Source organism: Alsobacter sp. P4_H11 (genome assembly GCF_056400925.1).
Window position 1 is genome coordinate 12,592 of the sequence record NZ_JBFUKI010000003.1, and the last position, 12,886, is coordinate 25,477.

Below are 12,886 nucleotides of genomic sequence, written 5' to 3' on the forward strand. Positions count from 1 at the left end.
GCCTCCACCGCCCTCGGGCGTGTAGTGCGGCTTGGCCCAAAACCGTCGGTGGTCGCCGGTCAGGGCGCCTGCGAGGTTGTCCAGGAGGGTCAGCAGCTCACGGCAGGCGATAGCGCCCTCAGAGCCGATAGGAGCGCGTGTGAGCGCCCGGACAGCTGCGGAACGGCACTCCTCCACCGCCCGGAGGAGCTCGCTTGACTCTGCTTCGGAAAGGACGCTCCGCCGTGTCCTCACGGCCGCCCCACAATCCGGATCTGGCGGCCGCGGACGAAGCCAGCCGAGACGCTTGCCTCTCGATCGTCGGCCAGCGTCGCCAGGTCCTCGAGCAGCGCCTTGATTGCGGCTTGGGCGTCACCTTCGAACTCCACCAGGAGCGCATCGACATCGGCGTCGGTGGGGTAGGTTGGCGATGCTGGAGGTGTGGTGGCGGTCGACATCGAGTCGCTCTCTTCGCTAGAACGAAAAGAGAACATCAGCGGCGTAGACGAGAGTCAACCGACATGGCCGGCCGATGTCAGGCCAGTTCGCCCAGGCGGGTTGGTGCGAGATGGCCAGCCTGCCCCAATGCCCCCGCTATCCACAGGGCGCGCATCTTGCGGCGCAGCTGCATCTCAGGTGTGTTCGTTTGCCATCCGGCAGTGAAACACGGGGCCGATGATGATCCACAAAGTTGCTGCAATGGTGGAGCCCGGGAGAATTGCAGAGGTCGCCAAGCTGGTCAGCCTGCTTGTCGAGCAAGGCGTTTTGGATCGAGTGAACGCGCTCGAATATTTCGATCGCGCCGCGGTCGCAGCATTGGAAAGCGATATCGGTCCTTATGGATCTTTCGCATTGCAGGGGGTCTCGGACCTCCTGCGTGGCGCTTCCAACGTCGGTTGCGCGAACTGACCCTGACGACTGCTGGGCGAGCCGCGGGGCTCGCCCTTTTCTCCGACGACCTCTTACCGACCGACTCCTCGGCAGCGGCTTACGCAGCTTTCTTCGGCCTGCCGCGCTTGGCCGGCGCCGGAACCGGCTCAGCCGCCTGACGGCGGTTGACGCCAAGCCCCATCGACTTGGCCAGCGCCGATCGAGACGCTGCGTAGTTGGGCGCGACCATAGGATAATCGCTCGGCAGCCCCCACTTGGCGCGGTAATCGGCCGGGCTCAAGTTGTATCTGGTCATCAAGTGGCGCTTCAGCGACTTGAACGACTTGCCGTCTTCCAGGCAGATGATCGCGTCGGGCGTGATCGACTTCCTGATCGGAACGGCGGGCTTCAGGGCTTCGGGCTCAGGATCGGCGACCACGCCGCCGGCCGCGGCGGCCATTGCCGCATGCACTCCTTTGATGAGCGCAGGCAGATCTGCGGCAGGCACGGAATTGTTCGTCACGTAAGCTGCGACGATGTCAGCCGTCATTGATGCTAGTTCGTTCTGTTGTCCTTGCATGTGCTGCTCCCCTCGTAAGAGCTTTTACTTAAAGCAGTTGCGCTGATTTGGACAGTACCTATCAGCTCAGCCTATCGGCACATGTCCGAAGATTAGCGAGTTCGCGTCGCCGCGCTGGATTAATCAGCATCGGAGCCGCCGGTGAGAAAGTGGTCTTCCCAAAGTTGCCGCGGGACGGCCGATCCGGCGATGAATTCGAACGACTTCACCGCCGCGCCTTTGTCGTCGCCGCCGCAAGTGAACCGAAGCCGATACCAGCTGTGGCCCGCGTGGTAAGCCGCTCCCGCCGCTACCAGCCTTACCCCGTCGAGGCGCACGGGCTCAAAGGCGTAGGCCAGCACCTTGTCCGGCTTGACGCCTCCGTCGTGAGCGGCGATTTGGGCCATGGCTTCCAGGTTGCAGATCTGCTCCAGTCTGGCGCTCGGGGCGAGTTTGGCCAGGGTCTCTCGCGACCGACGGCTTCGTGGATCTTGAAGAAGCTGGGCGGAGTAAAGCCTCGTCGCTTTGATCGTCGAGCTCGGAACGGCGGGACGGGACACGCTCGGCGCCGCCGGCGACGCTACGTTCGGGCCTGGGGCTGGCGGCGTGGGCTGGTCGGCAGTCGGCGGGGCCGGTTTGGCGGCCGTCTCAGGGGCTTGGTCGATGATCACTTCGACGGGGATTGGCTCCTGCAGTTCGTCGGGCGCAATCACCCGCTGCGAAACGAACAATCCGAGCAGGAGGATGTGCAAGGCCAGCGAGGCGACCAGCGCGCGCAAGCGGTCGGACTGTGCAACCCGCCCCGCCGCCGGCATAAGCTGATAAGCGGCGGTCGACACGACGCATCTCCGGGAAGTCCGACCGGAAGGTTATGCCTTTGCGCTAGTCGGCCGTGCAACTGGAATGCGCAGGGCCTAACCGTTCGAGTCTTCCCGCGGCCCGCGGGCGACGACGATAAGGGTGCCGTCCGGTAGCGGCCGCTGTAGCCGCAAGGCTTCCTCGGCCGGCGCATTCAACCAGGCTTCCCAATCATTCGGTGCCGTCAGGATCGCCGGCATGGCTTTCGGATGGACGGCCCCAACTTCAGCGTTGGCCTCGGTAGTCAGGAAGCCGAACAGCTCGTGCCGGCCCTCGATCGGGTTGGCCTTGGTTCCCCGCACGCCGTGCCAGCCTGTCCAGATGCCTGCGAAGAACGCCAGCGGCCGGCTCTCGTCCAAGGCGAACCAGGTCGGCGTTTTGCGTGGCTTGGTGTCCTCGTACTCGCAGAAGGACGTGAACGGGACCAAGCAGCGGTTGGCGGGCTTGAGCCAAGCGCGCCAATGCGGGCTTTTGGTGTTCCGGATGTTCGTCACGGGCTGGCCGCCATAGGCCGGCGGGCACGGCATACCCCAGCGCAGCATAGCTAAGTCGCGGACCCCATCCGGGGCATGGCGCACCACCGGCGCCATCTGGTCAGGGAAGATCCCCGGTAGGCTCGGAAGATTGCCCGTGCTGTCGCGCATAGCCCGGGTGAGCTCCAGGATCGCGGCCTGGTTTTTGGTCATGCTGTATAGATTGCACATGCTCTGCAATGTAGCCGCGGCAGTGCGAGCGAGGCTATCTTAAGATCGTCAGCCACACGACCCTTCGGCTATCAGCATCGGAAAGCAGCATGGACGTGATCGTCGAGATGGTCGCTAAGGAGCCTCCGACCTGGTCGCTCGTAGACCTGCTAGGGCGTAAGATGGGGGTTGTTGTCGAGAACAAGCCCGCCCAATTTACAATCCAGCCGGCTGGAATGGCGGTCGGGACAATGGAAGGGTTGAGAGGCGGCCCGTTCTCCTCACTCGATCTGGCGCTGGCCGAGATCGAGCGACACACTCGAGGGGTTTGCCGCAGAAATCCCGGGGCAGACGGAGTCTAGGCTGGATCTATCCTAAGTTCTGACCTTAGCCAGGCAGCCCATGGCAGTCAGCGCGGCACAGGCCTGAAGTAGATGTTGTCCTCCCCGTCGTTTCGCCCCCACCAGTACCCCTGTTCGGCATCACAGCCGGAGTTGCTGAAGGCGGTTACGATATAAGCCTCGATCCAGGCGATAGCCTCCTCGCGGCTCTGCTTGGTTATCGTCAGCGCTCTGAGCAAGCGCTCGTCGTGACCAGTGCCGATGTAAGCGTCAACGCCCCACATTGTTAGCGCTTCAGCTTCTCGGCCGCGGCATCCAGCACGCTCCGTCGGTTGCCGTGCTCCCTGATGAGCTGCTCAGCTTGGTCGACCGTGATGCCGTGCTTCTTCGCAAAGTAGCGAAGCTCGTAACCCTCGTCGGCCGAGACGCGACTTCGATCTTCTTGGCCCTTTTTCGTTCTGTCATCGCTCATGCGTTCGCTCCGCTTAGAGCGGACTCAACCTGAAGCTGAGCGACTCGGTTCCAGCGGCGGGCGTGCAAGCCCAGAACCCGCTGCTTGCAACGTGCTAGGTATTCCGAAGCGGGATCGCCTATGTTGGGCATCCGCTAATCAACTAGGCCTTCCAATGCTTCGCGCGGTTCTCTCCTTGCGTTATGTCATGCTCCTTGCCAGCCTCGGCGCGGCGTTTGCGGCACTGATGATGTTTTGGGAAGCTATCGAGAAGCTGGCAGGCGGCTTCAAACATCTCGTATCCGCCCAGGGCGACGCCGGTTCAACGCCCATCAGCGCCGTTATGGGCGCGACCGACGCTTTTCTGTTTGGTGTTGTGCTCGTGATGTTCGCTTACGCGATCGCGTTCGGATTTGTGTTTGAGATCTCAACCGAGATGCGTGCGAGCCTCCCACGGTGGATGCATACCGACGACATCGGACACCTAAAGCGAACTCTGATCGAGGTCATCATCGTCTACCTTGCCGTAGACTTCGTGACGGACGTCGCGGAAAGCGAAAGCCACGCGACGTGGCAGAACCTCGTTCTGCCCCTCTCGATTTTTCTGCTGGCTGGAGCGCTATGCCTGATGACCCACGCACATGGACAATCAGGACCGGCAAACCATAGCGACAAGAGTTAATGGGCCGAGATTGCATACCCGCAGGCACGGCGAGCGGGTATGTCCACTGGGTCGCTCACCCCCGATTTCGTGAACCGCCTTTGGCCTTCTTCGGCTCAGCCGGCGCCACAGCTTCGGCCTTCTTGGCTGCTTTTGGCTTCTTCGATGCGGCCAGCGGCTTGGGTCGTGCGGCCGCCAGCGCCGCCTTCTCCGTCTCGATGCTGCGCCGAAGCGCGTCCATGAGGTTGACCACGTTCGTCGGCCTTGGCGCGGTCGGCGCATCGACCACGGCAGCACCGGCCTGCTTCGATTTCAGCATCTCGACCACGGCCGTCTCGTAGCGATCCTCGAACTCGGCCGGATCCCAATGGCCGGCCTTGCGCTCCACGATGACGTGCGCCAGGTCCTTCATGTCGGCCGGGATCGGCATGTCGGGAATGTCATCGAAATAAGCCGCGGCGTCCCGAGGAGCCATGCCGGCCCTCCTGTACTCGATACCGCAACTGGCGGACTCAACCTGAGGCTGTACGACTCGTTCCGCTCAAGCTCCAGCTTATCCAAACAATCGTCCGTGAGCTGTGGGTCACGGCGGGGGCAGGATAAAAAGGGGTCGCCAATCGCCGACCCTCGCCTTACTAAGCCCCGACACGAGTTGGGCCACTTTATGCTTCAGAAGCCATTCCTAGATCTGCTGAAGCGAGCTCTCCGAGTGAGCCGGACGTACTCCGATGATCCTCAACGCTCCAACGCGGCCAGCGAGGCTGAACTGCTGCTTGCAGCCTATCTCCGCGCGTACCGCGCGCGTCTTAAAAGAGGGGCGTTCCAAGGATCTTTTGCCCTGAAAGCCAAAATCGCTCGGCGAAGGTTCGCACGCGATAAGGCCCAGCAGCTTGCTCGACGCATCAGGCAGGGCAAACGAGTGCCGTTGAAACGTGAGGCGCTGCTCAAGCGGTTCATTGATTCTCCTATCCTCACGGCCCTCCTGCCAGACCGCTTGGAGAGGTGGATCCCGATCACGAAGCGTCGAAACCGAGAATTCGTTGTGGAGCTTACACTCCGCGATTTTTCGATTATCGATAATCCCGGCGACACGCTGAAGGCCATCAAAAAAATTGCGGAAATTGAATGTGAAGCCGTGTCTGGACAGCTCCATTTCGATGACACTCATTGTGCGGATATTGGCGCCTATCTCGTTTTGGCTGAAATCTGGCCAGCTATTCCTAACCTGTTCCGAGGTGGGCGAATGAGCAAGCCCGTGCAAAAGGTCATTGAGGCTGTTGGCTTGCGAGAGCCGCTAAGGATGAAATTTCCCGAAGCGAACGAACTTGATGACGTGTGGGCTTTCCCCCTACACAGGAGACGCCCGGCGGGGGCGTCGCGATCACCAACTAGAGATCTAGAGCCACAACGGCGCGAGAAGGTGGCCGACCGTTTCTGTGCAGCCGTGAACGAGTGGCTGGCGCTGCCTGAAATCGAGATGGAATTGAGCGAGCACGGTCTCTCTTGGTTCAGCAGCATCATCGGTGAACTACTGGACAACGCGGAACGGCACAGCAAGCTGCTTGGTAACGACGGTAGCTGGTCTGTAGCCGCGTTCATGGCAAGGCGGATTGAAAACGGTCAGGTCGTCTACCGCTGCCACATGGCGTTTCTAAGCGAAGGGACGTCAATCGCGGAAAGCCTGGAAAACTGCGCTCCTGAAATTAGTGAGGAGTTGGACGCCTATTGTGGAAGACATTACCGCGCTGGCCAGAGCAGGGATACGCTAGCCACTTTGTTCGCGATCCAAGACGGAGTGACGAGAGATACGCTTGCGTCCGCCGAAGGCCGCGGCGGAGTCGGTTTCCAGGACGTTCTCCGGTTCGTTGACGACCTGGGCGGTACGTCCGCAGTGGGGTATGAACCTAAGCTAACCATTGTCTCAGGGCGCTCTTGTCTAAGGCTACGTCCACCGTACATGATAGGGCAGCGCCGTGGTACACATGCGCCGCGCGTGCTATGGTGTAATGAACACAATGATGCGGCCAGCCCCCCAGATCCAGCCTACGTTTTCGATCTCGAGGAACGGTTTGGTGGCACTATCGTTGGGTTGGCATTCGTGCTCGACCCGGAGTATCTGAGGACAAAGATCGATGAGTGAAATCAGCCTTCTACCACTGACGGGCGATGGTGAGGTGCGCAACCTCTCTGGCCATGAGCGGGGCAAGGCTGCTCGTCAGATGTTCGAATTGGACCGTTTAGATGGGACGACTGCTCCAGTGCGAGTGGTCGTGCCTGAGCATGTCTACACCCTCACGCCCTCGTTCTTTCAAGGCATGTTTGCTAAGAGTGTCAAGAAACTGGGAAGCCGAGAGCAATTCCTGAACCACTACGGCTTTGATGCAAGCCCGATCGTTTTACGTCAAATTGAAAGTGGAATCGAAGCGTCGCTAATGCAGCGCGGATCTCTCCTGGCGATCTGAGTAGCTCGATTGCCTACCCCTCCTGCCGAGAGTTCAATCGCTTGGGGCAATCTCGGTCAGTGGATCGGGATTGTTGCCACGCTTTTGTTCAATGTTTTCAACTATATGCGAACAAGCAACGATCCAGAAAAAAGCTCGTTCTGATGCCGTCAGACTTGATGAATTCAAGCGGTTGAGAACGGCCGTCGAGACTCCGCTAGCAAATTTAAGAGATAAGCGAGCGACCCTTAGGAGCTTAGAAGTCTCTGCGTCCAGCACAAAAAAACTTCAACAAGAAGTCGCTGGGTGCAACAAAGAGATTGCAGAGGAATTTTCAAAGCTTCAACTCTCTTTGTCGGATTTGGATACAAGTACGATTATTTCGGAAGACGGCTGGGCGGTTTGCATAGACAACTGTCTTGATGGCTTCAGTAATGCTATCAATGCCGCATACAATCCAAACAGTAATGATAGCGAGATTAAAGCTGCCATCGCGAAAGCTGTAAGTGAAATCGACAAGCTTGTTGCTGTTATTCAAAAGAAAATGGATGCAGAACTCTCAAAATACGTAGATGATGATTAAGTTCAAGCTTTGATAATGCTTAAGATATGTTGATCTCTGTTGCTGTCTAGCCGCCTTCAGCGCCATTCGAGCAACGGCGCTATCTGTCCACCCGTTCGCGCCACTGCCTCGCCATAGTTGGCGGGCCTGCCGCGAGTTGCGGCCGCTCGGATCAGGTCGACGGAGTTCGGGTCCAGGAACATATCCGCGAGCGTCCCGATGCTTCGGCGCATTGTCGTCCGGCGCGCCGCGTCCGCCGCGTTCGTGATCAAAGATGTTCCCAAGCTGCGAAGCGCCAGCGCGCCTTGCGCGCCGAGCGAACCGTCGCCGAGCTCAGCATTGAGGCTGCGGTTGAACTCGGTGGCCGAGCCGATCGGCTTGCGCCGGCCGGTCGCTTGCAGAACCTCGAGCAGCGCATCGGTGCTTCCCGCTGCCGGGCCGCCCGGGATGCCGTTTAGGACGGCGTTCAGAACCTCCCGCCGCGGGTCGCTACCGGCGACGTCGTTTCGGAACTTGGCGCCGGCGAACTCGCGGTTGCCCTCCAAGGTGTCCGTCGCCGCGCGACCGTAGCGATCGGCGAGGTTCTGGCGAACAACGCCGAGCGTCGCGTCCGCGTCTTTCGCCAGGAGGCGCGCAACGGCGTCGGCCGTCTCCGGCCCGGATCCCGACATCGGGTTGTGGGGCAGGATCGTCGCGCCGGCCTCCTGCGTCGTGGTGGCGCGAGAGACCTTACCGAGAGGCCCTGCGCGCACGCCGGCAAGACCGGCGTCGGCCCGCGGGACCGCGGCCAGTCGTTCGGCCACTGCCGGGTACTGCGACAGAAGGTCCTGATTGTCCCGCAGCGCGAGTTGAAGCCTCGCCGGATCGACCACGCCATTCGCGTCTGTCACCGAGTCCATAATCTTCGTCGACAGGTAGTTCTCGTAAGCGACCCGCGAGTTCGTCGGAGCGACCTCGTTGAAGGCGCGAGCGGCCGTCGGCCCGCCCGCCTCCAGCGTCGCCGGAACGTTCTCCGGCGTCGTGGTGAAGTTACGGTTGGTGTTGTCCCGGGCGATGACCTTGTCCACGGCCGGGTTCTGGAAGGGCTCCAGCGGCGCACTGGCCGCTTGATAGCCCTGCCGGGCGCGGGCGTACTCCGGCACGCTCGTCAGCGCGGTGTCGAGCTGACCCTGCACGGCGCGGAGTGCTTCTGCGGTCTGCCCGTCCCCGGCCTGCACGGCCTCATTGATGCGCGCATTGATGCTGCCACGGAGGTTATCTAGGCCCGTGACGCTGGTGTCGACGCCGTTCGGTCCCATCAGCCCGTTGCGCACGCCGCGCAAGGCGTCTTCCGTGCTGCCGCGAGCATGGACGAGCGCTTCGTCGATGTGGCGCATGACGGGCCGAGGGTCGACCTGAATAGCGCTCGGCCCCGTCAGGCTCTCCATGGCGACGGGCTGCGGGGGCGTGTCGACGCGCACTGGCTGCATACCCGGCGCGGCGCCGGTAGCCTCGTCGGCCGCTGTCGGGCGGATCGAGTAGACCGGGCGTTCGGCGGCCACAGTCTCAGGCGCAAGGCCGGTCGCGTCGATGCGCGGCGGCGCGGCGCGAGCGGCCGTATAGTCGCGATCGCCGAGTGCGTCGCGCATGCCGTCGCGCCGGTCGAAGATGCTACTCAGCGGCTGCTGGATCTCCTGTCCAGCCTGCATCGGCGTGGTGCGCGGGCCCGCGCCGAAGATCGCGTCGTTCAACGCTTGTCCTTCGGGCGTCTGCTCAATCGCACGCCCAGCGGCCGAAGCTGCCTTGGCGCCCAGCTGCGAGGGGTTTGGGCTCTGAGGGGCGATGCTGTTGAGCCACTGGCCAACGGCGTCGTCGACCTGTCCTGGCCGAGCTGCGAAGAACGGGCCGGACCTGGCGCGACCTTCGACGCTGCCCTCAACGACGCGCATCACGTTCGGCAGCGCGGACGCGCCGCCGGTGGCCTGCGCGATGGCCTCGGGGCCCGACAGGCGCACGCCGTGAGGGTTGGCGGCCAGGTCGCGTGCGGCCTGCCACTGCGCTTCGGTCATGTCGCCAGTTGCGCGCCGCACCACGTTCTCGGGTGCGTTGGCCGAGCGCACGGCAGCCGTTCCGATGTTGCCCGCCGCGGCGCCCAGGACGCGCGCCCACGGCTCCGCCGCCGTGCCGTGCGTCAGCTGGCCAGCCGTCTCGGACACCAGCGCCGGCGCAACCACGTTGCCAACGAGCTCCCCGGCTGCCGCTCGGACCATTGCGCCAGCTGTCGGCGCGGCGCGCGCCATGCGGGACGGCATGGCGCCGGGCCCGGCAAACTCGCCGATGGTCTGCGCGTACTCGCCGGCTTTCGTTTGCGGCTTGTGCCACTCGCCGGTGATGTTGTCCTCGACGGTCTTCTGCACGTCAGCGGAGCCGCCTAGGCCAAGGTTCGGCGTCATGGCGCGGCCCATACTGCGCATCCCCTCCCGCTGCTCCGCCGTCGGAACAGTGGGATCGAGACCGAGCAGTGACCGGACCTGGTTTCCGACACTCAGCACGCCGTCCATCATCGGCCCCGTAATGAGGCCGGCGACGTCGCGCGGGGCGCCGATCACCGACGCGGGCTGGCGCAGCGCCGCGCCCGTGGCGAAGCTCTTGGCCATGTCCGCGGCGACTGACGGCTGGTCCGGTTTAGCCGCGGGCTGTTCCGCGGGAGTGAAGCGCGACCACTCGTCAGACCCGGCCGGAGCCGGAGTGAAGCGGGACCAAGGATCGCTCATCGAATGAACTCCCGACCGTCAGGGGTGCGAAAACGTGTTCCCGGCGCAAGCTTGTCGGCCTCGTCAGGCGAGCTCACGGGTACGGCTGCTCGCGCTGCTGGCGCGCCGGCCGGCGTTGACGGAACGGAAGCCGCCGGCGCGATCCCGCTCGACTTGGCGGCGGCCTCCCGCTCGTCCTCATCGAGCGCGGGGCCCGCCTGTCGGCGGATCGCGTCGCGGTAGGTGGCGAACTGGCGTCGCTTCTTCGCCGTGACGCCCGGGTCCTCACCCTTGATCGGCACAAGCTCTTCGGTCTTGCGGCCGTACTCGCTCTCGGTCACGCCGAGACCCGATTGCGTCAACAACTGCATCGGAAGCGCGGTCCTGATCTCCTGCAGGAAGTTCTGTCCGGCCGGGGACATTTGATTGCGCACCATCCCCTTGGCGATCACGGGTGAGACCTCCGCAAGCCCGCGGAGAACCTCGTCCCCCTTCGTCGGGAGACCTTCGCCGTTGGGCGCGTCGAACGCCTTCAACAAAGCGTCTGTGGCCTCGTTCGTCATGCGGTGGGCGTAGGCGGCCTTCCGCTGGTCTTCGGTCGACTTCGAGCCGAGGCCACCCGGGGTCTGCGCTTGGACACTCAGCGTCGCCGAGCCCGTGCCGGCCGGGTACGGCGTGCCGGAAGTCGGCTCGACATACTTCCCGTTACGCATCACGCCGACGCCGAGAACCCGACCCGCGGCATCCACCGCGTTGGTGATTGTCTCCTTGCTCGGATCAACCGGAACCTCGGCGCCGGCCGCGTCGGCCGCGTTCGCGTAGACGCGCCTTCCGCCCTGCATGATCTCGGTTGGCTTGACGTCCTTCATCGCGATCGCGCGCCGGTCGTTCTGCGGCAGAGCGCCCACAACCGCGCCGATGACTTCGCTCTCGGTCAGCGGCTTGGCAGGGCCGGCAATGACACGCCCGTTGGGCAGCGTGGCAACTTCGCCCGGCTTGCTCTCGATCACGCCCGTCTGCGTCGGGTCGACCTTGAACATGCTCGCGACGTCAGGCGGCACGAAGCGGGTAGCGCCGGCGGCGACCGGCTGCAGCATCGTCGTCGTGACCGCGCGCGCATTGTCCGCAGCGTTGGTCTGGAGCGCCCGGCCGTTGTCCCGCACGTTGTTTTCGGTCGATGCCTCGTAAGTCCGATCGTACCCGTAGCGCTGCGTGTCGTTGTTCATCTTCACGGCAGTGAAGCTCTGAGCCGGGTTGAAGAACTGCCCGGCGATGCCGACGCGCTCCCGGACCTCCGGCGGCGTGTTCGGGTCATTGTAGACTTGCCAGGCTTGGGCCGCCCGCGCGGCTTCCTCGCGCTTGGCGGCGGCCGTCGCGCCGGCGGCGATGTCTTGGGCGCTCGGCGGCTGGAACATGCTGGCGATGTTGGATAGGCCTTTCGCGATGTTTGGGTCGTTTGGCGCATAAGGATTGCGGCGAATGCTGGCCATGGTTGAACCTCAGTGGAGCAGGCCGCCCGAAGGCGGGAGAAAGATCTGAGCCATCGCGATTGCGCTGTGCCGGCGGAAGACATCGCCCCGGCTTTCGATCATGCGGCGGCGGTGAAGGGCGTCGAGCTCGTCCGCGAGAAGCGCAGCGAGGTCGAAGCGATCAGCGGCGATCTCTGGCGTCTCGGTGGCCCACAGCTCGGCAGGGTCTTTGCCGAAGAGCCGCAGCAGGCCCGACGCGGCGCCCAACTTCAGCGCGGTCTCGTCCATGTCGAGGTGAGGGTGGGCGGCCGCTATGATGGTGGCGGCGGCCCGCTTCATCGCTTCGTCGGCGCATGCCGCCAGACGCGGCGACACATCGTCTGTGTGGGCCTCTATCGACATCATCAGCCGGCGAAGCCCCTCCACGGCGCAGACGATCGGATCTTGGTCGGGCTGATCGGCCTTCAAGAACCAGTGCCCTGCGGCCGCAACGTGTTCACCCGAGGTCCCGGTCATCCGAAGAGCCCCGAGCCGGGAAAGATGATGATTTCGGCGGGGCCCCGCTCGGCCCGTTCCTTGGCCTCGCGCTCGGCTTTCTGCTCGGCCTCCCGCTTCGCCACGCGCTCGCGAAGCTCAAAGCGCAGGGAGGCCGTGAAGGCCAAATTATGCAGCATTCGAACCGCCAGAATGTGCTCGTAAATTTCGGACTGAAAGGGGTGCGGCCGACGCTCCGGCTGTTCGGCGAGATAGTTGACGAGGACGCCCACCGCTTCGAACCCTGGCTCGATAACGCTGGCCGGACCCTCGGCGGCCAACTCCGCCTCGCAGGACTGCCAGGCTCGGCCAAACATCTGGATCAGCTCTTCGCGGTGGCCCTCGCCAAACTGCGGGGCGCGCGAGCCGCCGCCAGCTTCCCGTGCCAGCCGGTCAAGCGCGGGGGTTAGCGCGAAGCACCGGTGCTCGGTGGCGAACACGGCCGGCGTGAGATGCATGAGAAGGCCTTCGGCGACCTCTCCGCCAGTCCTCTCTAGTCGGTTCTGCAGCACGTCGCTCCTCCGATCCCCTCCGATTGCATCAGAGGCCGTACGGGGACGCGGATAAACGGAAAAGCACGCCGAATTAGCGTGTTTCCTTGCAGGTGGACGCCATGTCCGAAAGGTATTTTCGGCCGAAACTTTCTTCGGACGTCGGGCGGCGTCTCCGCCGCACGGGTCCGACTACCCCGCAGGGGGCGGACCGGCCGCCGGGCCGGAGCCGGCCTTTGCCCCGTGTCGCCTGTG

16 protein-coding genes are annotated in these 12,886 nt (G+C 63.5%); 5 read left to right on the plus strand and 11 right to left on the minus strand.

Annotated features, from left to right (window positions below):
• Positions 1-230 precede the first annotated feature (230 nt).
• Positions 231-437 (minus strand): hypothetical protein, encoded by a 207-nt coding sequence (locus AC1DSZ_RS05815; protein ID WP_476837445.1) that lies wholly within the window; start codon positions 435-437, stop codon positions 231-233.
• A 220-nt stretch (positions 438-657) separates the two neighbouring features.
• Between AC1DSZ_RS05815 and AC1DSZ_RS05820 the strand changes: the two genes are divergently transcribed.
• A complete protein-coding gene (locus tag AC1DSZ_RS05820) occupies positions 658-888 on the plus strand; it encodes a hypothetical protein (protein ID WP_476837446.1) in 231 nt (76 codons plus the stop codon).
• 79 nt (positions 889-967) lie between these two features.
• Here AC1DSZ_RS05820 and AC1DSZ_RS05825 read toward each other — a convergent pair whose 3' ends face one another.
• From AC1DSZ_RS05825 to AC1DSZ_RS05845, 5 genes are all read right to left on the minus strand, one after another.
• A complete protein-coding gene (locus AC1DSZ_RS05825; protein WP_476837447.1) occupies positions 968-1,399 on the minus strand; it encodes a Ros/MucR family transcriptional regulator in 432 nt (143 codons plus the stop codon).
• Positions 1,400-1,548: 149 nt separating this feature from the next.
• On the minus strand, positions 1,549-2,247 hold the full coding sequence (locus AC1DSZ_RS05830) for a DUF930 domain-containing protein (RefSeq protein WP_476837448.1): 699 nt from the start codon (positions 2,245-2,247) through the stop codon (positions 1,549-1,551).
• 75 nt (positions 2,248-2,322) lie between these two features.
• Complete coding sequence (locus tag AC1DSZ_RS05835) at positions 2,323-2,970, minus strand: SOS response-associated peptidase (RefSeq protein ID WP_476837796.1); 648 nt, start codon at positions 2,968-2,970, stop codon at positions 2,323-2,325.
• A 388-nt stretch (positions 2,971-3,358) separates the two neighbouring features.
• The gene (locus tag AC1DSZ_RS05840; RefSeq protein ID WP_476837449.1) at positions 3,359-3,574 is read right to left on the minus strand and encodes a hypothetical protein; all 216 of its coding nucleotides are present in this window, start codon (positions 3,572-3,574) and stop codon (positions 3,359-3,361) included.
• Between the two features lie 2 nt (positions 3,575-3,576).
• On the minus strand, positions 3,577-3,762 hold the full coding sequence (locus AC1DSZ_RS05845) for a DUF3606 domain-containing protein (protein ID WP_476837450.1): 186 nt from the start codon (positions 3,760-3,762) through the stop codon (positions 3,577-3,579).
• 154 nt (positions 3,763-3,916) lie between these two features.
• On the opposite strand from AC1DSZ_RS05845, the gene AC1DSZ_RS05850 reads away from it, so the two are divergent.
• Positions 3,917-4,423: a YqhA family protein gene (locus AC1DSZ_RS05850; RefSeq protein WP_476837451.1), complete on the plus strand. Its 507-nt coding sequence runs from the start codon at positions 3,917-3,919 to the stop codon at positions 4,421-4,423.
• 55 nt (positions 4,424-4,478) lie between these two features.
• On the opposite strand, the gene AC1DSZ_RS05855 is transcribed toward AC1DSZ_RS05850, so the two are convergent.
• Complete coding sequence (locus AC1DSZ_RS05855; protein ID WP_476837452.1) at positions 4,479-4,877, minus strand: hypothetical protein; 399 nt, start codon at positions 4,875-4,877, stop codon at positions 4,479-4,481.
• 189 nt (positions 4,878-5,066) lie between these two features.
• Here AC1DSZ_RS05855 and AC1DSZ_RS05860 point away from each other — a divergent pair, with 189 nt between their 5' ends.
• The 3 genes from AC1DSZ_RS05860 to AC1DSZ_RS05870 all read left to right on the plus strand — a co-directional run bounded on the left by AC1DSZ_RS05860 (position 5,067) and on the right by AC1DSZ_RS05870 (position 7,426).
• Positions 5,067-6,542, plus strand: coding sequence for a hypothetical protein (locus AC1DSZ_RS05860; protein WP_476837453.1), 1,476 nt, complete (start codon positions 5,067-5,069; stop codon positions 6,540-6,542).
• On the plus strand, positions 6,535-6,864 hold the full coding sequence (locus tag AC1DSZ_RS05865; RefSeq protein ID WP_476837454.1) for a hypothetical protein: 330 nt from the start codon (positions 6,535-6,537) through the stop codon (positions 6,862-6,864). Before AC1DSZ_RS05860 ends, AC1DSZ_RS05865 begins: the two co-directional genes overlap by 8 nt.
• Positions 6,865-6,934: 70 nt before the next feature.
• Entirely contained in the window at positions 6,935-7,426 is a 492-nt protein-coding gene (locus AC1DSZ_RS05870) for a hypothetical protein (RefSeq protein ID WP_476837455.1), read from the plus strand.
• Positions 7,427-7,482: 56 nt separating this feature from the next.
• Here the strand turns inward: AC1DSZ_RS05870 and AC1DSZ_RS05875 are convergent, their stop codons facing one another.
• From AC1DSZ_RS05875 to AC1DSZ_RS05890, 4 genes are read right to left on the minus strand one after another with little or no spacing between them, the layout of a single operon-like run.
• Positions 7,483-10,158 (minus strand): hypothetical protein, encoded by a 2,676-nt coding sequence (locus tag AC1DSZ_RS05875; protein ID WP_476837456.1) that lies wholly within the window; start codon positions 10,156-10,158, stop codon positions 7,483-7,485.
• The gene (locus AC1DSZ_RS05880; protein WP_476837457.1) at positions 10,155-11,627 is read right to left on the minus strand and encodes a hypothetical protein; all 1,473 of its coding nucleotides are present in this window, start codon (positions 11,625-11,627) and stop codon (positions 10,155-10,157) included. Before AC1DSZ_RS05880 ends, AC1DSZ_RS05875 begins: the two co-directional genes overlap by 4 nt.
• Positions 11,628-11,636: 9 nt before the next feature.
• On the minus strand, positions 11,637-12,122 hold the full coding sequence (locus tag AC1DSZ_RS05885) for a hypothetical protein (protein WP_476837458.1): 486 nt from the start codon (positions 12,120-12,122) through the stop codon (positions 11,637-11,639).
• On the minus strand, positions 12,119-12,652 hold the full coding sequence (locus AC1DSZ_RS05890) for a hypothetical protein (RefSeq protein ID WP_476837459.1): 534 nt from the start codon (positions 12,650-12,652) through the stop codon (positions 12,119-12,121). The genes AC1DSZ_RS05885 and AC1DSZ_RS05890 overlap by 4 nt, the downstream gene beginning before the upstream one ends.
• Between the last annotated feature and the right edge of the window lie 234 nt (positions 12,653-12,886).